The sequence below is a fragment of the Streptomyces virginiae genome (assembly GCF_000720455.1).
Classification (GTDB): Bacteria; Actinomycetota; Actinomycetes; order Streptomycetales; family Streptomycetaceae; genus Streptomyces; species Streptomyces virginiae.
In genome coordinates, this window is the sequence record NZ_JOAK01000002.1 from 1 (window position 1) to 19743 (window position 19743).

General features: G+C 72.6%; 22 protein-coding genes. 11 read left to right on the plus strand and 11 right to left on the minus strand.

Features of this window, described 5'->3' with window-relative positions; genetic code table 11:
- Positions 1-165: 165 nt before the first annotated feature.
- A complete protein-coding gene (locus IG86_RS0103055) occupies positions 166-1491 on the minus strand; it encodes an NsdA family TPR-like regulatory protein (protein ID WP_030894477.1) in 1326 nt (441 codons plus the stop codon).
- A 250-nt stretch (positions 1492-1741) separates the two neighbouring features.
- Here IG86_RS0103055 and IG86_RS0103060 point away from each other — a divergent pair, with 250 nt between their 5' ends.
- Together IG86_RS0103060 and IG86_RS0103065 are read left to right on the plus strand one after the other, a co-directional pair.
- Positions 1742-2143: a hypothetical protein gene (locus tag IG86_RS0103060; RefSeq protein ID WP_030818912.1), complete on the plus strand. Its 402-nt coding sequence runs from the start codon at positions 1742-1744 to the stop codon at positions 2141-2143.
- A gap of 34 nt (positions 2144-2177) precedes the next feature.
- A complete protein-coding gene (locus tag IG86_RS0103065; protein WP_030818913.1) occupies positions 2178-3056 on the plus strand; it encodes a spermidine synthase in 879 nt (292 codons plus the stop codon).
- A 16-nt stretch (positions 3057-3072) separates the two neighbouring features.
- Here IG86_RS0103065 and IG86_RS0103070 read toward each other — a convergent pair whose 3' ends face one another.
- Positions 3073-3966, minus strand: a complete 894-nt coding sequence (locus IG86_RS0103070) for a LysR family transcriptional regulator (RefSeq protein WP_030818915.1) — start codon at positions 3964-3966, stop codon at positions 3073-3075.
- 135 nt (positions 3967-4101) lie between these two features.
- On the opposite strand from IG86_RS0103070, the gene IG86_RS0103075 reads away from it, so the two are divergent.
- Positions 4102-4515, plus strand: coding sequence for a hypothetical protein (locus tag IG86_RS0103075; RefSeq protein WP_030894480.1), 414 nt, complete (start codon positions 4102-4104; stop codon positions 4513-4515).
- A 66-nt stretch (positions 4516-4581) separates the two neighbouring features.
- Here IG86_RS0103075 and IG86_RS0103080 read toward each other — a convergent pair whose 3' ends face one another.
- Complete coding sequence (locus IG86_RS0103080; protein ID WP_030894482.1) at positions 4582-5136, minus strand: hypothetical protein; 555 nt, start codon at positions 5134-5136, stop codon at positions 4582-4584.
- A 79-nt stretch (positions 5137-5215) separates the two neighbouring features.
- Here IG86_RS0103080 and IG86_RS0103085 point away from each other — a divergent pair, with 79 nt between their 5' ends.
- From IG86_RS0103085 to IG86_RS0103110, 6 genes are all read left to right on the plus strand, one after another.
- A complete protein-coding gene (locus tag IG86_RS0103085; RefSeq protein WP_030655573.1) occupies positions 5216-5905 on the plus strand; it encodes a response regulator transcription factor in 690 nt (229 codons plus the stop codon).
- A gap of 7 nt (positions 5906-5912) precedes the next feature.
- Positions 5913-7319, plus strand: coding sequence for a sensor histidine kinase (locus IG86_RS0103090; RefSeq protein ID WP_030894485.1), 1407 nt, complete (start codon positions 5913-5915; stop codon positions 7317-7319).
- 52 nt (positions 7320-7371) lie between these two features.
- Positions 7372-7536, plus strand: a complete 165-nt coding sequence (locus IG86_RS43480; protein WP_167751130.1) for a DUF5993 family protein — start codon at positions 7372-7374, stop codon at positions 7534-7536.
- Positions 7537-7538: 2 nt separating this feature from the next.
- Complete coding sequence (locus IG86_RS0103100) at positions 7539-8189, plus strand: disulfide bond formation protein B (RefSeq protein ID WP_030894489.1); 651 nt, start codon at positions 7539-7541, stop codon at positions 8187-8189.
- 45 nt (positions 8190-8234) lie between these two features.
- Positions 8235-8897 carry an NADPH-dependent F420 reductase gene (locus IG86_RS0103105; RefSeq protein ID WP_030818926.1) on the plus strand — a complete coding sequence of 221 codons (663 nt, stop codon included), beginning with the start codon at positions 8235-8237 and terminating at the stop codon, positions 8895-8897.
- 119 nt (positions 8898-9016) lie between these two features.
- Positions 9017-9316 carry a DUF3303 family protein gene (locus IG86_RS0103110; protein WP_030894492.1) on the plus strand — a complete coding sequence of 100 codons (300 nt, stop codon included), beginning with the start codon at positions 9017-9019 and terminating at the stop codon, positions 9314-9316.
- Positions 9317-9356: 40 nt separating this feature from the next.
- On the opposite strand, the gene IG86_RS0103115 is transcribed toward IG86_RS0103110, so the two are convergent.
- The 4 genes from IG86_RS0103115 to IG86_RS0103130 form a co-directional block, all read right to left on the minus strand.
- Positions 9357-9731 carry a hypothetical protein gene (locus tag IG86_RS0103115; RefSeq protein ID WP_030894494.1) on the minus strand — a complete coding sequence of 125 codons (375 nt, stop codon included), beginning with the start codon at positions 9729-9731 and terminating at the stop codon, positions 9357-9359.
- 194 nt (positions 9732-9925) lie between these two features.
- Positions 9926-11053, minus strand: a complete 1128-nt coding sequence (locus tag IG86_RS40500) for a PKD domain-containing protein (RefSeq protein ID WP_037941842.1) — start codon at positions 11051-11053, stop codon at positions 9926-9928.
- A gap of 107 nt (positions 11054-11160) precedes the next feature.
- Positions 11161-12447, minus strand: a complete 1287-nt coding sequence (locus IG86_RS42840) for an MFS transporter (protein WP_157854758.1) — start codon at positions 12445-12447, stop codon at positions 11161-11163.
- 116 nt (positions 12448-12563) lie between these two features.
- Positions 12564-13064 (minus strand): MarR family winged helix-turn-helix transcriptional regulator, encoded by a 501-nt coding sequence (locus tag IG86_RS0103130; RefSeq protein ID WP_051784938.1) that lies wholly within the window; start codon positions 13062-13064, stop codon positions 12564-12566.
- Between the two features lie 118 nt (positions 13065-13182).
- Between IG86_RS0103130 and IG86_RS0103135 the strand changes: the two genes are divergently transcribed.
- A complete protein-coding gene (locus tag IG86_RS0103135) occupies positions 13183-14001 on the plus strand; it encodes an NAD(P)H-binding protein (protein ID WP_030894513.1) in 819 nt (272 codons plus the stop codon).
- A 2-nt stretch (positions 14002-14003) separates the two neighbouring features.
- Here the strand turns inward: IG86_RS0103135 and IG86_RS0103140 are convergent, their stop codons facing one another.
- The 4 genes from IG86_RS0103140 to IG86_RS0103155 are packed head-to-tail and all read right to left on the minus strand — an operon-like array spanning position 14004 to position 18580.
- Positions 14004-15407, minus strand: a complete 1404-nt coding sequence (locus tag IG86_RS0103140) for a GH1 family beta-glucosidase (protein WP_030818937.1) — start codon at positions 15405-15407, stop codon at positions 14004-14006.
- Positions 15404-16228, minus strand: coding sequence for a carbohydrate ABC transporter permease (locus tag IG86_RS0103145; RefSeq protein WP_030818939.1), 825 nt, complete (start codon positions 16226-16228; stop codon positions 15404-15406). The genes IG86_RS0103140 and IG86_RS0103145 overlap by 4 nt, the downstream gene beginning before the upstream one ends.
- Positions 16225-17220, minus strand: coding sequence for a carbohydrate ABC transporter permease (locus IG86_RS0103150; RefSeq protein WP_030894517.1), 996 nt, complete (start codon positions 17218-17220; stop codon positions 16225-16227). The genes IG86_RS0103145 and IG86_RS0103150 overlap by 4 nt, the downstream gene beginning before the upstream one ends.
- Before the next feature lie 7 nt (positions 17221-17227).
- Positions 17228-18580, minus strand: a complete 1353-nt coding sequence (locus IG86_RS0103155) for an ABC transporter substrate-binding protein (protein WP_030894519.1) — start codon at positions 18578-18580, stop codon at positions 17228-17230.
- 105 nt (positions 18581-18685) lie between these two features.
- Here IG86_RS0103155 and IG86_RS0103160 point away from each other — a divergent pair, with 105 nt between their 5' ends.
- Entirely contained in the window at positions 18686-19729 is a 1044-nt protein-coding gene (locus IG86_RS0103160) for a LacI family DNA-binding transcriptional regulator (RefSeq protein WP_030818945.1), read from the plus strand.
- Positions 19730-19743 lie beyond the last annotated feature (14 nt).

Consider the following 19743-nt stretch of genomic DNA (forward strand, 5'->3'; position numbering starts at 1 on the left):
TGTCCCCGCAGGACGAGCGCGCACCACCGGGCACAACCGAGACAGGCAGCACCGCGCGAGCCGAGGAGACACTCCGGCGGGGCACCGCCCCACACCACCGAGCCCCGCCGGCGATTGAGGCGCGGGGCCTGGGGCAGAGCCCCAGAACACCAGCCGAGGCCGGCGTCAGACAGAGGCGTGGCGGGTCAGGAACGCTCCCACGCGCGGGGACCGCTGGTGGGGGACGAGGGCCGCGGCCGTACCCGCGAGCATCGACCGCACCCGCGTCGACTGCACCTCCGTCAGCAGGTCCAGCACCCGCCCACCGGCCCAGGCGGCCTCGTCGGGCGCGTCCGCCCGGGCGAGGTCACCGGCCAGCTCGGCGGTGTAGAGCGCCACGTTCCGGGCGAAGTGCGGGTCCTGCAGGTCCGCCGCCCGCCGCGCGTGCCGGGCCGCGCGGGCGTGTTCCCCGAGCGTCGACCAGCAGCGCGCCTCCAGCGACTCCAGCTCGGCCTCGCCGAAGAAGGACATCCACTCGGGGTCGGCCTCCGCCGGTCCCCGGGAGAACTCCCGGTGGGCCCGCGTCAGCGACTCCTCGCAGGCCTTGCGGTCGTCGAGCCCCGCCCACCCGCCTGCCTCCCGCAGGGCGAGCAGCGCCAGCAGCCGCGGTGAGCCCAGGCCGGCCGCGGCGCGCCGGCCCGCCTGGGCCGCCCGTACCGCCTCGCGCGAGCGACCGGTGTCCCGGGCCAGGAAGGACATGTTGCTGAAGGCGTGCGCCTCCAGGCCCGAGTCCCGGGCCACCCGGGCCGTGGCCAGCGCCTCCGCGTAGTGCGAGCGGGCGTCGTCGAAGCGGCCGGAGTCGTGGGCCAGCCAGCCGACCGAGACGGCCAGTTCACCGGCGCCCGCGTGCAGCCTGTCCTCGGTGGACTGCCGCGTGGCGCCGGCGTCGAGCAGGGCGTAGGCGGTCCGCAGGGGCTCGGACGCCTTGCGGTAGAGGGCGTCCGCCCCGTGCCGGTCGTCCAGCAGCCGGATCCGGCGTACGGCGTCCTCGACGGCGGCCGCCTCGGACTCGCCGGCGCGTGCGGGCAGCCGGCGGGTGTCGCCGAGCAGGGTGAGGCCGAGCGTCGCGGCCGCCACGGTCGCGGAGCCGCCCGCCATGAACGCGCGACGCAGCACGTCGCTCTCCTTGGCACTGGAAGGGGAACGGGGGACGGGGACGGACACGGGGTGCGGGCCGCGCTGCGCCGAGCGCCCGCGGACGCTCTCGCGGGGGGAGAAGCCCAGGTCGGCCAGGGTGTGGCCGGGGAACATGTGGAGGAAGACCCGTTCGTAGGCGTAGTTGGGGCAGCGGATCTCGCCGGACTCGACCCGGCCGATGTAGCGCGCGTCGCAGGAAACCGTTTCTCCGATTTCCTTCGCCGCCCGGCGCACCAGGGCCGCGAACTCGGCAGGGGAGTGCTGCCCGCGCAGCCGCCGGAACGTGGAGTTGGGTGAGTGGGGGAACGCCGCCATGGACGTGACCTCTCTGGCAAGGAACGCAGCGCCGGTGCGGTGGGTGGTGAAGCTGGGCCCGGCGCGCATGAACGTACCGCCAGCGACGGGGTGTTCACGCGATGTTTAGCTACAAAACGGATATCTCACCCGCGATCCGCCATGAACTGCCATCCTTTGCGGCGTCTTGGTGCCGCACCCGTTGACGTTCCCGTGCGTTGAACTCATGCGGATACGGATCGAGGAGGGGTTCCCCTTGGTGGAGGCCGGCATGGAGAGCACTGGAACGAACACCGCACCCGAGCCCGGCGCGGCCCCGGACCTTGACCTGGTGACCGTGCCCGCCCGCCAGGGCCTGGAGGCGGTGGACATCATCCGTCGCGCCGCCGGCCGGTCCGGCCCGGTGGGGCCCGTTCTGCACGACGGGTCCGGCGACACCCTCGGCTTCCTCGTCCCGCCCGGCACCGCCGATGCCTGGGACCTCCCGGGCAGCGCGTGCACGCAGTCCGACGGGCGGGGGATGCGCTTCGGCGATGCCGTCTCGCCCACCGCGGGCGCCACGGGCTGGCTGCTCCCGCCGGAGGCCGTCGGGCCGGTGACCGACCCCGAGGTGCTGCGTGCTGCGCTCGGCGAGGCGGCCCGGCTGATCGAGGCCGCGGACAACTGCCGCTGACCGCTCCCGGCCGGCCGCCCCGCACAATGGGGTGGTGGCGGGCAAGGACAGGAACAAGGGCAGGCAGCGCGGGCGCGGCGGCGCGGAGGCGGTCGTCGGGCAGGTGGACGGCGGCCGGGCGGAGCTGGAGCCGGACCGTGAGCGCCCCGGCGCCTGGACCCTGCTGATCGACGGCGCCCCGCAGTCGCACGTCGACCTGAACGATCCCGCGTACCTGGACTTCTCCTACCAGCGGCGGATCGGCCACCTCATCGATCTCGCGGCGCCCGCCCGCCGGCCCCTGAACGTGGTGCACCTGGGCGGCGGCGCCCTCACCCTCGCCCGCTACACGGCCGCGTCCCGCCCCCGTTCCACCCAGCAGGTGGTGGAGATCGACGCCGCCCTGGTGGCCTTCGTACGGGAGCACCTGCCGCTGGACCCGCAGGCGCGGGTCCGGATCCGGGCGGTGGACGCGCGGGCCGGTCTGGCCAAGGTGCCGGACGGCTGGGCGGACCTGGTGATCGCGGACGTGTTCAGCGGGGCGCGCACCCCGGCGCACCTGACGAGCACCGAGTTCCTGGACGACGTACGCCGGGCGCTGGCGCCCACCGGGTGGTACGTCGCGAACCTCGCGGACGGGCCACCGCTGACGCACCTGCGCGGTCAGATCGCGACGGCGGCGTCCCGGTTCACGGAGCTGGCGCTGGCCGCGGATCCGGTGGTGTGGCGGGGGAAGCGTTTCGGCAACGCCGTGCTGGTGGCGGCCGACCGGGAGCTGCCCGTCGCGGAGTTCACCCGCCGGGTCGCGAGCGACCCGCATCCGGGCCGGGTCGAGCACGGCCGGGCGCTCGCGGACTTCGCGGGCGGCGCGGCCCCGGTCGCCGACGCCTCCGCGGTGGCCTCGCCGCAGCCGCCGTCCTCCGTCTTCCGCTAGGGGGTGTCTTCGGCCGTCACGCGGAAGGGCTCCCGAGTTCCTCCGCCACCCGGGCGAAGGCGCGCACGACGCCGCTGCGGTCCGTGGTGCTGGACCACACCAGCGCCCACTGGGTGCTCGGGGCGTCGCGGAGGGGTACGTAGGTGATGCCGGGGTAGGGGAAGTATCGGGTGGAGTGCTGTGGCAGGGGGCTGACGACCTTTCCGTCCGCGACGAGGGCGAGCACCTCCTGCAGGGTGCGCGCCGTCGGACCCCGCTTGACCAGCCGTCCGTTCGGCGTCCGTCTCGGCGTCAGCGCCTCCACCCAGTAGGGCGGTGCCGGGCTGCCGAGATCGGCTACAAGGTGGTCGTCGAGCTGCTCCCACGTCACGGAATCGAGGACGGCCAGCTCGGAATCGGCGGGAACGGCGAGCACGCGCCTTTCGGTCATCACCACCGGGCCGACGATCAGATCGGTTTCCTGTACCGGTAGCCACAGGATCTGTGCGTCGACCTCATCGGCGCGAACAAGACCGAACGGATCGGAAAGCCGGGACTCTATCAATTGGACTTCGCCGCCGTCGTGGCGTGACTTGAATTCCTCGATCAAAGGCCGAATTTCATGGCCCATGGCTCCGAGGACCCCCACCCGCAACGCCGCTCCCACCCCCCGGGCCGAGCAGTTCGCCCTCACGAGCGCGTCCTGGAACAGGTCCCGCGCATGCGCAAGGTCGTCACGAAGGCGGCGGCCGATCGGGGTGAGGCGCACGGTGCGGGTGGTGCGCTCGAACAGGGTTGCCCCGGTGGATCGTTCCAGCTTCCTGATGACCTGGCTGACCCGGGCCTGAGTGATGTGCAACCGCTCGGCCGTCCGCCCGAAGTGGAGCTCGTCCGCCAGCGCCAGAAAGACCTCTACGTCCCGCAGTTCCAACTCGGAGCCCCCGTGCATTGATAACTCGCGCTTATCGAGATGACCCCAGATTTTACGTAGATCACCCTCCCGTCAACTGGATAGCGTGAAGTCGATCAGTGAGGCCGAATTCATCACAAAGGAGCCCCCCGGACCATGAACAAGCTCGCCAAGATCGCCGCGACAGCGGCTTCCGCCACCGCCCTTCTCGCCCTCGCCGGTGCCCCCGCAGAGGCGGCGGCCACGGCGTACAACACGCGCTCGGTGACGCTGGTCGCGGACCCGGTCGCGACCATGCCGGACGCCTGTGTGACCAGGGACGTCTACCTGGCGACCGGCGACTACAAGTGGTCGCAGATCCTCGGCGGCGCGCGCATCCCCAACCGTGACATATACATCGCGGCCGGCTGGTACACCTGGAAGGACTGCATCATCACCCGCAACGGCTTCTACAACCAGCAGTCCTGGCTGTCCAAGCCGGGCTCGGCCACCGCCACCCTGGCCGACACCAACGAGCTGCACCTCTCGGGGACCTACACCTTCGGATCGGAGCTCGCGCCGAAGTTCTGAGACAGGGTGTGATCCGTGAAGGGCCGGCGCCAACGGGGGTGCGGCCCTTCACGGAGTACGCCGCCCTCAGGGGTCGACGATCTCGACCATCGGCGGGTGGTCGTGCCAGGTGCAGAACACCGACACCTCACGGCCGTCCCGGGTGAAGGTGACCCGGATCCAGAAATCCTGCTTCCACACCTGCATCCGCCAGCCGGCCGCCGGCGTCGCCGAGACCAGCTCGGCCGAGGAGTCGCCGAGGGAGAAGGTGACCCTGCCGCCGGACACCGGATAGGCCTGCACCTTCCCCGAGTCCTGGCCGCCCTCCCGCTGCCGGCCGTCCGGGGAGGCGGAGGGCTTCTGCGAAGGCTTGTCGGCGGAGGCTCCGGCGGACGGCGACGCGGTCGCGCCGGGCGACTGCGAGGGCGAGGGCGAGGGCGAGGCGGACGGGGCCGGCGACGGGGATCCCTGAGGCTGCGCGCGCTGGGTCGAGGAGGACAGCGGCTGCCCGGTCAGCGGCACCGCGAGCGGCCGGTCGTAGGCCGTGCCCGACATGACGGTGTGGACGCCCCACCAGCACAGCGTCACCGCCGCCCCGGTCGCGAGCATCCAGGCCATGGCATGCACAAGTCCTCTTCGCATCAGGGCACATACTGCACCACGCGCCACAACAGTGGCCCGACACCCCGTGCGGTCGCCCGGATGGACTACGGTGCGGCCCATGGCAAGTGTGCTCGTGGTCGAGGACGACCAGTTCGTACGTTCCGCCCTCATCCGGCACCTGACCGAGGCCTCGCACACCGTGCGGAGCGTCGGTACGGCCCTGGAGGCCCTGCGCGAGGTCGCGCACCACCGCTTCGACGTGGTCATCCTCGACCTCGGCCTGCCCGACCTGGACGGATCCGAGGCGCTCAAGATGCTGCGCGGCATCACCGACGTCCCCGTGATCATCGCCACCGCGCGCGACGACGAGGCGGAGATCGTCCGGCTGCTCAACGACGGCGCCGACGACTACCTGACCAAACCTTTCTCCGTCGAACACCTCTCCGCCCGGATGGCCGCCGTCCTGCGCCGCGCCCGGGCCGCCGCCGGGGCCGAACCGCCCTCGCGCGTCCTGCGCGTCGGCGGCCTCGCCATCGACCCGCTGCGCCGCCAGGCCGAACTCGACGGGGCGGTGCTGGACCTCACCCGCCGGGAGTTCGACCTGCTGGCCTTCCTCGCCGGCCGGCCGGGCGTGGTCGTGGCCCGGCGCGAACTGCTCGCCGAGGTCTGGCAGCAGTCGTACGGGGACGACCAGACCATCGACGTCCACCTGTCCTGGCTGCGCCGCAAGCTCGGCGAGACCGCCGCCCGGCCGCGGTACCTGCACACCCTGCGCGGGGTCGGCGTGAAGCTGGAGCCACCGCAGTGATGCCGCGATGAGATGGGCCCTGGTCAAGGTGTGCCTCGCGGTCACGGCCATGGTGGTCGTGGCCTTCGCCGTACCGCTCGGTCTCGTCGTCCAGGAGATGGCCAGCGACCGGGCGTTCTCCAACGCCGAGCGGCAGGCCGCCACCATCGGGCCGACCCTGTCGATCACCACCGACCCGGTGCAGCTGCGCAAGGCGGTGGAGTCCACGCAGATGGGCGCCGCCCGGCGGATGGCCGTACACGTGCCCGCGATCGGCGACAGCGCGCCCGTGAGCATCGGCGAGGGCCGGGCGGGCGAGCGCGCCGTCGCGGAGACCCGGCGGATGGGGCGGGCCACGACGGCCAAGGTGTCCGGCGCGGGCTCCGCGCTGCTCCAGCCGACCGCACTGGGGTCCGGCGACATCGCCGTGGTGGAGATCTTCGTACCGGAGAGCGAGGTCAGCAACGGAGTCGCCACGGCCTGGCTGGTCCTCGCGGGCGTCGGACTGGCCCTGATCGTCGGCTCGGTCGCGGTCGCCGACCGGCTCGGCGCCCGGCTGGTCCGGCCGGCCGAGCGGCTCGCGGACGCCGCGCACCAGCTCGGTGAGGGACGGCTCGGGGCACGGGTGCCCGAGGCCGGGCCGAAGGAACTGCGCTCGGCGGCCGTCGCGTTCAACGCGATGGCGGACCAGGTCGTCGAGCTCCTGGCCAACGAGCGGGAGCTGGCCGCCGACCTGTCGCACCGGCTGCGCACCCCGCTGACCGTGCTGCGGCTCAACACGGCCTCCCTCGGGGACGGCCCGGCCGCCGAACAGACCCGGGCGGCGGTGGAGCAGCTGGAGCGCGAGGTCGACACGATCATCCGCACGGCCCGGGAGCAGCGACCGGCCACCGGACTGGTCGGAGCGGGGGCGGGGGCGGGATGCGACGCCTCCGAGGTGATCCGCGACCGGATGGACTTCTGGTCGGCGCTCGCGGAGGACGAGGGCCGAGAGGTGCGGCTGGCGGGCGTGGACCGTACGGTACGCATCCCGGTGGCGCGGCCCGAACTGGCCGCCGCCCTCGACGCCATGCTCGGCAACGTCTTCCGGCACACCCCCGAGGGCACCCCCTTCGCGGTGGACGTCCACGACGCGGGCGACGCGGTGATCGTGCTCGTCTCCGACGCGGGCCCCGGCATCTCCGACCCGGACGCCGCCCTGCGCCGCGGCAACGACGGCGGCCGGGACGGGTCCACGGGCCTGGGCCTGGACATCGTGCGCCGGGTCGCGGAGTCGACCGGAGGCGACGTACGGCTGGGGCGTTCGGTCCTCGGCGGCACCGAGGTCCGGGTGTGGATCGGCCTGGACGGCCGGAGCGCGGGCGGCCCGGGCGCGGGGCGGACCGGCCGCGGCCGACGCGGCAACCGACGTAACCGGGGGCGCGCCACGCCGTGACCGGGGGCGCGCCTAGCAGGCGGGATGTCCTCGTCTCGGTACGGTCCGCGGCATGGACACCCTCATCTTCGGCGGGCTCCTCGCCACGCTGATCGCCATGTACCGGGAGACGTCCCGGATGGTCGTGCTCGGGGCGTGGTGGGTCATGCTCATCGCCGTCTTCCTGCTGATGGCGCACCACATCACCAGCAGCCTGGCCCTGACGCTGAGCTACTGACCATGGCCACGATCGAGAGCCTCATCCCGGAGACCGCGCCCGACGCCGCGCCGCCGGGCAAGGTCCAGTACTGGTTCGCCTGCCTCTTCGCCATCGGCTGGACGGGTGTGGTCTGCGTCGGCCTCTTCCAGCAGTTCAGGGTCTGGGAGCACCCGTGCCCGCTCTGCGTCGTGCAGCGGATGTTCATGCTGCTGGCGGCGATGGGAGCGGCGTACATCGTCCGCACGGCGCTGCTGCGCGGCTCGGTGACGGGCCGCCACTACATGACGGGCTGGGGCCTGGCGCTGGTCGCGGTGGCCGGAGGCTCCTTCGCGTCCTGGCGGCAGACGACGCTGCACATCCTGCCCGGTGCGAAGGGATACGGGAGCGAGGTGTTCGGGCTGCACCTGTACGTGTGGGCCCTGATCCTCTTCCAGGCCTCGGTGCTCGTCATCGGCATCGTCCTGGCCACCGCGCACACGACGGCGGACCGCAGCGTTCCGGCGACGGGTCCGGGGCTGCTGCGGACGGCGGGGCTGTTCGCGCTGTGGTTCCTGGGCGCCGTCATCGCCGTGAACATGGTGCTCGTCTTCCTGGAGGAGGGCTACCACTGGTTCCTCCCGGATCACCCGAACCGGTACCGGTTCTTCGACGAGGTCGGGATGCTGGGCTAGCGGGTGCCCGCCCGGGCTCCCGTACCGACCGGAAGGAAGCAGCAGATGCGCTACGCAGTCCTCGGCACCGGGATCGTCGGCCGCACGGTGGCCGCCCGGCTGGACTCCCTGGGCCACCAGGTCGTCATCGGGACCCGGGATCCGGACGCCACCCTCGGCCGGGCCGAGTACTCGGACTGGCAGGAGGTCCACCCCGAGGTGGGGCTGGCCGGGTTCGCGGAGGCCGCGCGGGACGGCGAGGTCCTCGTCAACGCCACCGGCGGGCAGGTCAGCGTCGCCGCGCTGACGGAGGCGGACGCGGCCCACCTGGACGGCAAGATCCTCATCGACATCGCGAACCCGCTGGACTTCTCGGGCGGCTTCCCGCCGGGCCTGGACCCGGTGGACGACGACAGCCTGGGCGAGCTGATCCAGCGGACGTTCCCGGGGCTGCGGGTGGTCAAGACGCTGAACACGATGAACTGCCAGATCATGGTGGACCCGGCGCGGGTCGCCGGCGAGCACCACGTGTTCGTCTCGGGGGAGGACGCGGACGCCAAGAAGGCGGTGCGTGAGCTGCTGCACTCCTTCGGATGGCCGGAGTCGAGCGTCCTCGACCTCGGCGGCATCGAGACGGCCCGGGGCACGGAGATGCTGCTGCCGGTCTGGCTGCGCCTGATGAGCGCGCTCGGCCACACGGACTTCAACTTCCACATCCAGGGCGCCTGACGGGGCGGTGGTGCGGGGCCGGCCGGGGCGGTCCGGGCGCCCTACGGCCCGGACGGGGGCGCATATGTTGCCGCGCCCCCGGCCCGCGCCGAGGGTGGGCGTGACGGAAGGAGCCACGCATGAGGGTCATGCTCAGGGCGCACATGGACACGGTCGCCACCAACGAGTCCATCAGGACCGGAGGCCTGCCCCAGGCCATGCGTACGCTGATGGACAGGGTGAAGCCGGAGGCGGCCTACTTCGGGCTGCACGAAGGCGTGCGCTCCTGCTGGATCGTCTTCGACCTCCAGGACAGCTCGCTGATGCCGTCGCTGATGGAGGACCTGTTCCTGCAGTTCAACGCCGAGGTCGAGGTCGCCCCCGTGATGAACGCCGAGGACCTGGCGAAGGGCCTGGCGGCCATGAAGTCCTCACCCTGACGCTCTGTCCCGTGCCCTCTTCCGGCAGCCCGCCCGCGGATCAGTAGGCGTCGTACTCGCCGAACCAGTCGACGACGTAGTGGACCTCCCGGGTGCTCTGGTTCCACAGGTCGACGACCTCGTGCGGGCCGGGCTTCGCCTGGACCAGGTTGGAGACGTCCTTGCCCGCCGTCCAGTTCAGCGCGGAGGTGGAGGGGCGGGGCGGCGGAGTCGGACGGCCGTTGCGGTACGCGTCCATCGAGTACGGGTCGGGGGCGACGGAGAGGTGACCCGCTCCGGTCGTGCCGGCGACGGTGAGGTTCAGGACGTAGGCCTCGATGGGGAGGTCGCCGCGGTTCATGGAGTCCATGTTCATCGGGTAGTACCCGCCGGCGAGGCAGGGCCAGCTGCCGGCGGGCAGGCGCCTGGAGTCCATCAGCCGCCATGGCGCGCCCTTCCAGATGCCGGGCGTCGTGCTGGTGAAGGCCGCCTTGCTGCCGGCGCCGTAGTAGCCGACGACATCGATGATGACGTCCGTCCCGGCCCAGGCGCCGTTGCGGACGTTGATCTTCCCGTCGGCGCCGACGGGGACGATGACCGAGTTGGCGACCGTCTGGCCGGGAGTGAAGTTCAGGTGGAGGTGGACGGGGCCGCCTGACCACTCGGGAAGACCGTCAGGTGGCCGGCCTGCTTCGGGTCGGTGACGGTGACGTTGAGCGCCACGGCGGTCGCCCCGGCCGGGATGCCGCTCCTGCCGGTGATCTGGACGCCGAAGGTGCCCTGTCCGGCGACCTGCCCGCGCGCCGTGCCGAGGCCTTCGCGGGTGTCGACGAAGCGGACCGGGTTCAGCGAGGTGTAGCCGTCGGCGGCTGCACGGTCGAAGTAGCCGGTCACGTCGGCGATCAGGTCCACCGCCTTCCAGCCGCCGTTGTACAGCTCGATGCACCCGTCCTTGCCGACCGGAACGATCACCTGGTTCGGGACGGTCTGGCCGGCGTCGTAGTTCAGGTTCGAGCTCTCGGGCCGTTCCCTGCCCGAGGGATAGACGCTGACGTGCCCGGCGGCGGTGGTGTTGGTGACCGTGACGTTGAGGACCACCGCGGCGACGCCGGCCGGTACCTTCGCGCTGCCCGCGATCTTCAGCCTGACCGGCGTGTACGCACCCACCTTGGCCTTCGCCGCGCCGGTGCCGGTCCGGGTGTCGAGCAGCCGGGTGGGGGCGTGCGGTACGAAGAAGGAGCCCGCTGTCGAGAACTGGAGCTGGTTGGCCGCCTGGACGTGGTTCACGCTGTCCGTCGCGGTCACGGTGATGGTGTAGTCGCCGGGCCGCGGGTAGGTGTGCCTGACGTCGCGCAGGATCTCACCGCCGTTGGTGGTGGCTTGGTGCGTCGTGCCGTCGCCCCAGTCGATGGTGACCTCGTGGGGGACGGGCGCGCCGTTGTAGAGGTTGACGCCGAAGGACACGCTGCGCGCGGTCCTGATGTCGGCCCACATGGCGAGTTCGAGGTTCGAGGCGTCGGCGGACCCCTGCGCCGAGGCGCCCTTCGCCCCGGCGCCGGGCAGGACCGTGCGGACCGTGCGCTCCCCCGGGCTGCGGAAGGTTCCGCTCTCGGAGGCGGCCGCCTCGTCGGGAGCGGACTCGGGGGGCGGTGCGGAAACGCCGGGTGTCGCGGGGCCGGCGGCCTGTGCCGTGCCCGGTAGGAAACCTGCGCCGACCGCGAGAGCGGCAGCTGAGACAACGAGTCGGCGACTGCGCACCGGCCCCCCAATTCCGTTGTTGAACAGACGATTTCGAACCGGTTCAGCCTAGCGATCGACCCGGACATGTCATACGCCTTTCCGGGCCTGGTCGGGGCACGGTCTGATCACGTCGGGTCCGGGCCGCCGCCCGGACCGGGCGGGGCGGCGGACCGGTTCCTTCCGTGTGCCGTCAGGGCGGGGGCGAGGAGCGCGGAGGCGGTGACCGCGGCGCAGGAGAGCGTGAAGGCGGCCCGGTGGCCGTGGGCGGCCGCCAGGGGGCCCGCGAGGGCCGCGGCCAGGGCCTGACCGAGGATGAGGCCGCTGCCGATCACGGTCATGGCCTCGCCCATCCGCTCCGCCGGGCCGGACCGTTCCACCAGACCGAACAGCGCGATCAGGTGCGGTGCCACGGCCAGCCCGATGCCCGCGACGGCGAAGGCGGCCGCCCACAGTCCGGACACCCACAGCAACGGCAGGGTGAGCAGCGCCTGGAGGGCGATCGTCCACCGCAGCCGCACGGTCAGGTCCGCCGAGCCGGGCCGGGCGACCGTGATGAAACCGGCGATCGAGCTGGTCACGGCCATGGCGGCCCATACGAGTCCGGCAGCGCCGGGCTCGCCCAGCGACGCGGCGAGCGCGTTGACGCCCGTGTTGGCGCCGCTCCACGCGGCCCCCTGCAGCACGGCCATCGTGAACAGCAGCACCAGCCCGGGGGACCACAGCCGTACGCCGGCCCGCTCGCCGGGGGATCCGGCGGCCGGGCCCGGAGCGGTCGGGTGCACCGCGAACAGGGTGCCGAACACCAGGATCAGCCCGGCCGCGAGGACGAGCGCCGAGGCGGGGTGGACGGTCACGGCCAGCACGCCGGCCAGCGCGGGGCCGACCATGAAGCCGACCTCGTCCAGGGTGGTGTCGAAGGACAGCGCCGAGCCGAGCACCGCCTTGTCCCCGTCGGCCAGCCGTGCCCAGCGGGCCCTGGCGAGCGGGCCGACCTGCGGGACGGTGAGGCCGGCCGCGGCGGCGAGCGCCGGCCGGGCGGCCGGCGGCAGCCCGCCGAGGACGGCTGCGACGAGGGCGAGGAGGACGGCGGCGTTCGCGGCGCAGGCGAGGAGCAGGACGGGGCGGTGCCCGCGCAGGTCGGCGAGCCGGCCGATGACGGGGCCGCCGAGGGCCTGGCCGAGCCAGAGCGCGGCGGCGACGGGGCCCGCGGCGCCGATGCCGTCCCGTCCGGTGATGAGCAGGAGCGTGCCGATGGGGCACAGCGCTGCGGGGAGCCGCGCGAGGAATCCGTAGAGGGGGAGGGCGGTGCCGCCGAGGGCGAGCACCGCGCGCAGCCCGCCGGGAGGGGGTGCGGGCGTGGGTACGGGTACGGGCGCAGGTGTGGGGATGGGCGCGGGCGAGGGCTGGGACACGGACAACCTCCAACCGCGCGCCGACCCTCCCGTTTCTCCGGCGCGCGCCGTTGCCCGTCGCCCCGGACCGTACTGCCGCGGCGGCCCCTGTGGAAGCCCTCCCGCGGCAGGGGCCGTCAGCCGGGCTCGCCCGAGGTCAGCCGCTTGGCCTGGGTCCGTCCCACCTCGGCGGCGCGGTGCAGGTAGTCGGCGATGACGGCGAGTTCGGAGTCGGAGTAGCTCTCCAGTACGGCGCCGAAGGCGCGGCCCGGGGTGTCCCACGCCGCGCCGATGCGCCGGCGTGCCTCGGGGGAGAGGGCGACGAGGGAGCGGCGGCGGTCGTTCGGGTCGGCCCGCCGCTCGACGATGCCGGCTTTGACCATCCGGTCGACGAGGCGGGTGGCGGAGCCCGAGGTCAGGCCGGTGAGGCGGGCGATGTCGCCGGTGCTGACGGGGCCGGGCTCCATGTCGAGCAGGGCGATGCACTGCATGTCGGTGGGATGCAGGCCGACCGAGTCGGCCATGGCCTGGTTGAAGAGGGAGTAGTCGGCGTAGTGCCGCTGGCTCTCGGTGACGATGCGCGCGAGCAGCTCGGCGCGGCTCCACTCATCACCCGTACGAGGGGAATCGGTTGACATCGGATTCTCCGTGCTCCAAATTTATCTGTGTGACGCAGAGGATGTGTAGTGCAGAATCTGTGTCGCGTAGTAATCCTAGCGTCAGTCAGCACCCTCACTCCAGAAAGAGGAACCAGTCATGTCCATTCTTGTGACCGGCGGCCGCGGTGCCGTCGCCCGCGGTCTCGGCGGCCTGCTCGCCGCCCACGGCATCCCGTACCGCCTGGGCTCCCGTGAGCGGGACACCCCCGGTGCGGTCCAATGCGACCTCACCGATCCGGCGACGTATCCCGGCGCCCTCGCCGGCATCCGTTCCGTCTTCCTCTACGCCGAGGCGTCCGGCATCGAAGCCTTCGTCGAGGAGGCCGTCACGGCAGGAGTGGAGCACGTCGTGCTCCTGTCTTCTTCCTCGGTGCTCGCGCCGCATGCAGCCGACAGCCCGCTGTCGGCCTCCCACCTCGTCGTCGAGCAGGCACTCTCGGCCTCCCCGCTGCGCACCACCGTGCTGCGGCCGGGGTCCTTCGCGAGCAACGCCCGGGGCTGGGCCTGGTCGCTGAAGTCGGGCCGGCCGGTCCGCCTGCCCTACCCCGGCGCCTACTGCGACCCCGTGCACGAGGCCGACCTGGCCGAATCGGCCCTCGCGGTCCTCACCGACCCGGCCCTGTCCGGCCGCGCGTACACGCTGACCGGCCCGCAGTCGCTGACCTTCGCGGCCCAGATCTCGATACTCGGCGAAGTCCTCGGCCGGTCCATACCCTTCGAGGCCGTCTCGGCCGAGCAGTGGAAGGCCGAGGTGGACGGCTACGTCCCCGGCCCCTACGCCGACGCGCTCCTGGAGTTCTGGGCCTCCTCCGACGGCCTCCCGGTCGAGATCACCGGCGCCGTCGAGCAGCTCACCGGCCATCCGGCCCGCACGTTCAGGACCTGGGCCGAGGACCACGCCGACGTCTTCGCGTGACGCTACATGACCCCCTTCCGGGCCAGGCGGGCGTACCAGTGGGCGCTGGAGCGCGGCGTGCGGACCTGGGTGTCGTAGTCGACGTGCACGATGCCGAAGCGCTTGCTGTATCCGTAGGACCACTCGAAGTTGTCCAGCAGCGACCAGAGGAAGTAGCCGCCCACGGGGGCGCCGTCCGCCAGCGCGCGGTGGACGGTGGCGAGGTGGGCCTCCAGGTAGGCGATGCGCTGAGGGTCGTGCAGGTCCGGGGCGTAGGCCGCGCCGTTCTCGGTGACCATCAGCGGCAGGCCGGGTGCCTCGTGGGTGAAGCGCATCAGCAGGTCGTACAGGCCGGTGGGGTCGATCGACCAGCCCATGTCGGTCTGTTCGCCCGGGGGCTGGTGGAAGGCCACCGCGTCCGCGGCGGGCCAGGGGGAGTGGGACGTGGCGCCGTGGCCGTCGGCGCGCGGGCCGGCCCCGTCCGGGGCCGCCGACACCACCGCCGGGGTGTAGTAGTTCACGCCGAGGAAGTCCAGCGGCTGGCGGATCAGCGCCTCGTCGCCGGTGCGGACGAACGACCAGTCCGTCAGGGCGGCGGTGTCCGCGAGCAGGTCCTGCGGGTAGGCGCCCTGCAGCAGTGGCCCGGTGAAGATCCGGTTGGCGAGCGCGTCGATACGGCGGGCCGCGTCCAGGTCGGCCGCCGAGCCGGTCAGCGGCCGCACCGCGCTGGGGTTGAGCGCGATCCCGACCCGGGTGCGGGCCGGCAGGGCCGTCGCGGCCAGGCCGTGGGCCAGGTTGAGGTGGTGTGCGGCGCGCAGCGAGTCGGCGGGCGAAGTGCGACCGGGGGCGTGCACGCCGGAGGCGTAGCCGAGGAAGGCGCTGCACCAGGGCTCGTTGAGGGTGGTCCACAGCTCCACGCGGTCGGCGAGAGCGTCCGCGACCTGCCCGGCGTACTGGGCGAAGGCGTAGGCGGTCTCCCGCTCCGGCCAGCCGCCGGCGTCCTCCAGCTCCTGCGGGAGGTCCCAGTGGTAGAGGGTCACGCAGGGCTGGATGCCGTGGGCGAGCAGCTCGTCGACCAGCTCGTCGTAGAAGCCGATCCCGCCGGCGAGGACCCGCGGCCAGGACACCGAGAAGCGGTAGGAGCCGAGGCCCAGTTCGGCCATGAGGGCGACGTCCTCGCGCCACAGCCGGTGGTGGTCGACCGCGACGTCGCCGGTGTGACCGCCGTACACCTTGCCCGGGGTGCGGCAGAAGGTGTCCCAGATGGACGGCCCGCGCAGGGCGGCCGCGCCCTCGATCTGGAAGGCGGCCGTGGCGGTGCCCCACAAGAACCCGTCGGGGAAGCGGAGTTCCCCGGCCTGAGCCGTCGCCTTCGACGTGTGCGACGCGTTCGACGTGTCCGTCGCGTGCGTCGGGGTGTCAGTCATCCCTTTACCGCTCCCTGCATGATGCCGCCGACGATCTGGCGGCCGAAGACGAGGAACACCAGCAGCAGCGGGAGCGTGCCCAGCAGCGCACCCGCCATGATCACGGACTGGTCGGGGATGTAGCCCCGGCCCAGCCCGGTCAGGGCCACCTGTACCGTCGGGCTGCCGTTCTGGGTCAGCGCGACGATCGGCCAGAAGAAGTCGTTCCAGGACATGACGAAGGTCAGCATCCCCAGCACCGCCATCGCCGGCCGGGCCGCCGGGAAGACCACGTGCCACATGACCCGCAGGGAGCTCGCCCCGTCCGTGCGGGCCGCCTCCACCAGTTCCGTCGGCAGCGCGTGCACCAGGTACTGGCGCATGAAGAACACCCCGAAGGCGCACACCAGGGACGGCAGGACCACCGCCTGGAGCCGGTCGGTCCACGACAGCTTCGCGATCAGCATGTACAGCGGCACCACGCTCAGCTGCGGCGGGATCAGCATCGTGCCCACCACCATCGCCATCAGCATCCGGCGTCCGCGGAAGCGGAGTTTGGCGAAGGCGAAGCCCGCCAGCGTGGAGAAGAGGACCGTCCCGACGGTGACCGTGCCCGCCACGATCACCGTGTTCAGCAGGGCCGTGCCCATGTTGGCGTCGGTCCAGGCGATCTGCAGGTTGCGTCCCAGGTTGCCGCCGAACCAGAACGGCGGCGGGGTCTGGGCCAGGCGCGTGTTGGTGCGGGAGGCCGCGATCGCCGTCCACAGGAGCGGGAAGAGCGAACCGGCGGTGAAGAGGCCGAGCACCACATAGGTGAGCCGGCCCGCGCGCAGCGTTCTCATCGCGAGTCCCCCCGTCCGCGCAGCAGCCGCGCCGCTCCGGCGATCAGCAGCAGGATCAGGAACATCGCCCAGGCGATCGCCGAGGCCCGCCCCAGGTGCAGGTTCACCCAGCCCTGCTCGTACAGGTACAGCCCGAGCGTCTGGAACTGGTGGTCCGAGCCGCCCGTCGCGCCCGCGCCGCCGTTGAACAGCAGCGGCTCACCGAACAGCTGGGTCGCCCCGATCGTCGACACCACACAGGTGAAGAGGATCGTCGGCCGCAGCGAGGGCACGGTGACGTGCACGAACTGCTGCCAGCGCGAGGCCCCGTCCAGCGCGGCCGACTCGTACAGCTCGCCGGGCACGGCCTGCATGGCCGCCAGGTAGATCAGCGCGTTGTAGCCGGTCCACCGCCAGATCACGATGGTGGACACCGCCAGCTGGGAGGCGAAGGTGCCGTTCTGCCAGTCCACCGCCCCGAAGCCGACCGCCGAGAGCAGCCAGTTGATCATCCCGTAGTCCCGGCCGAAGAGCAGCACGAAGACGAGGGTGGCCGCCGCAACCGAGGTGGCGTACGGGGTGAGTACGGCGACCCGGAAGAACGCCGAGCCCCGCAGCCGGTAGTTGAGCAGATGGGCCACGCCCAGCGCGATCGCCAGCTGCGGCACCGTCGAGAGCAGGCCGATGGTGACCGTGTTGCGCAGCGCGTTCCAGAAGAACTCGTCGTCCCACAGCCGGGTGAAGTTGCGCAGCCCCACCCACGTCATGCTGTCCGGATCGGTCAGCTCCACCTGGTGCAGCGCCGCCCAGCCCGTGTACAGCAGCGGGAACAGCCCGAAGACGGCGAAGAAGAGGAAGAAGGGCGCCACGAAGGCGTACGGGCTCCAGCGCAGGTCCCAGCGGTAGCGGCGCGAGCGCCACACCTGGCCCGGCCGGCCACGGCCGCCCCCCTCCGCCGCAGCCCGCTCCGGGGCGGCGGCGGAGGGGGACAGGAGTGCCGTCTCGTCCGTCACCGGCGCCTCACTGGTCCAGGGCGTTGTCGATGGCCTTCACCGCGGCCGCCCAGCCCTCCTGCGGGCTGCGGCCCTTCTGGTCGACCTGCAGCATCCCGATGTCCGCGAGGTTCTGCGAGATCACGAGGTCCTTCGGCCCCACCGGGGCCACGGGCACCCCCTGGGCCGCCTTCGAGAAGATCTCGCCGATCGGCGCCCCGCCGAAGTACTCGTGCTTCGCCCCCGACACCGCCGGCAGCTTGTACGCGGCGCTCGCGCTCGGGAAGCTGCCCCGCTTCTCGAAGAGCTTCGCCTGCTGCTCCGGAGCGGTCAGCCAGGCCGCCAGCTTCGCCGCCGCCTCGGCGTTCTTGCCCGCCTTCGGGACCACCAGGAAGGAACCGCCCCAGTTGCTGGGCTTCGGCGCCTGCGCCACGTCCCACTTGTCCTTGCCCGACGGACCCGCCTTGTCCTGGATGTAGCCGAGCATCCAGGCCGGGCAGGAGACCGTCGCGAAGGCACCGTTGGCGAAGCCCTGGTCCCAGCCCGGAGTGAACTGCTGCAGCTTGGCGCTGAGCCCCTCGGTGGCGAAGGACGCCGCCAGGTCGAAGGCCCCGCGCACCGCCGGGTTGGTCTTGTAGACGACCTTGCCCTGCTCGTCGTAGAACCGCTGGGCGCTGCTGCCCGTCACCGCGGCCATGACCCCCGACGCCGAGTCCACGAAGGCCTTGCCGTCGCCGGCCTTCGCCTTGTACGCCTTGCCCGTCTCCAGGTACTTGTTCCAGTCGCCCGCCCACAGCGCGCCGACCGCCTCCCGGTCCGAGGGCAGCCCGGCCGCCTCGAACAGGTCCTTGCGGTAGCAGATGCCCTGCGGGCCTATGTCGGTGCCGAGGCCGACCGTGGCCCCGCCCTTGGCCGCGGGCGCCGTGCCCTGCGCCCACTTCCAGGGCAGGTACGCGGCCTTGTCCACGCCGGGTGCCTTGCCCAGGTCCACCAGCTTGTCGGCCTGGGTCGCGGTGATCTCGGCGATGTTGTTGACCTCGACGGCCTGGATGTCGGCGAGCCCGCTGCCCGTCCCCAGGTGCGTGAGGAGCTGGGGGTAGTAGTTCTCGTTGCGCTCGATGGAGGTCTGCTCGATGCGGATCCCCGGGTTCTGTGCCATGTACTCGTCGTAGAGCCCGGCCTCCTGGAGGCCGAAGGCCCCGAAGACGCCCACGGTCAGGGTGGTCTGCCCCTTTCCGCCGGCCGAGGAGGGACCCGCCTTCGGGTCCGTCTCGGGGTCCTGCGCGCACCCCCCGAGCAGCAGCGCGGCGGCGCCCGCCGCGGCGACCGCCGTGACGAGGGTTCTTCGGGCTCGTGCTCGGGCCGGGGACTGGGCTCGCATGGGTTCCTCCCTGAAGGGTGGGCGACAACGTGGGGGTGTCGTGTGACACAGTGTGGGAGCGCTCCCACAGTAGTCAAGGGGTAGATTCACAACCGGGAGGAAGCCATGAACGGGAACGGGCGCAGCGGGGGACGGCCGACCCTGGAAGAGGTCGCGGTACGCGCCGGAGTCGGGCGCGGCACCGTGTCCCGGGTGATCAACGGGTCCTCCAAGGTCAGCGAGCAGACCAAGGCCGCGGTCGAGGCGGCCGTGACCGAGCTGGGGTACGTGCCGAACCGCGCGGCCCGCGCCCTCGCGGCCAACCGCAACGACGCCATCGCCCTCGTGATCCCCGAGCCCGAGGCCCGGTTCTTCGCGGAGCCGTACTTCTCCGAAGTGGTCCGCGGGGTCGGGGCCGCCCTCGCGGAGACCGACATCCAGCTCGTCCTCACCCTGGCCGGAAGCGACCGCGAGCGCCGCCGCCTCGCGCAGTACCTCTCCGGGCACCGCGTCGACGGCGTGCTGCTGGTCTCCGTCCACGCCGGGGACCCGCTCCCGGAGCTGCTGGCCGAGCTGGGCATCCCGACGGTCATCAGCGGCCGCCGTTCCGCCGCCGAGACGCTGCCCTGCGTGGACTCCGACAACCTGGCGGGCGCCGCGGAGGCCGTACGCCACCTGCTCGACCGGGGCCGCCGTACGATCGCCACGATCACCGGCCCGCTGGACGTGTACGGGGCCCACTGCCGGCTCGACGGCTACCGGCAGGCCCTGGCCGCCGCCGGCCGGCCCGTCGACGAGCGGCTGGTCGCGGTCGCCGACTTCACCGAGGAGGGCGGCCGCCGGGCCATGCGCGAGCTGCTCGAACGCAACCCCGCCCTCGACGCGGTCTTCGCCTCCTCGGACGTCATGGCGGCCGGCGCCCGGCGGGAGCTGCGTGCCGCCGGGCGCCGGATCCCGCAGGACGTGGCACTCGTCGGCTTCGACGACTCGGTGGTGGCCCGGCACATGGACCCGCCGCTGACGAGCGTCCGCCAGCCCATCGAGGAAATGGGCCGGACCATGGCGAGGATGCTGCTGGAGCGCGTCGCGGGACGGCGGGGAAGCGCCGCGAACGCGGGCGGCCCGGCGGTCGTCCTGCAGAACAGACTGGTGGTCCGGGAGTCCTCCTGACCACCCCGGCCCCG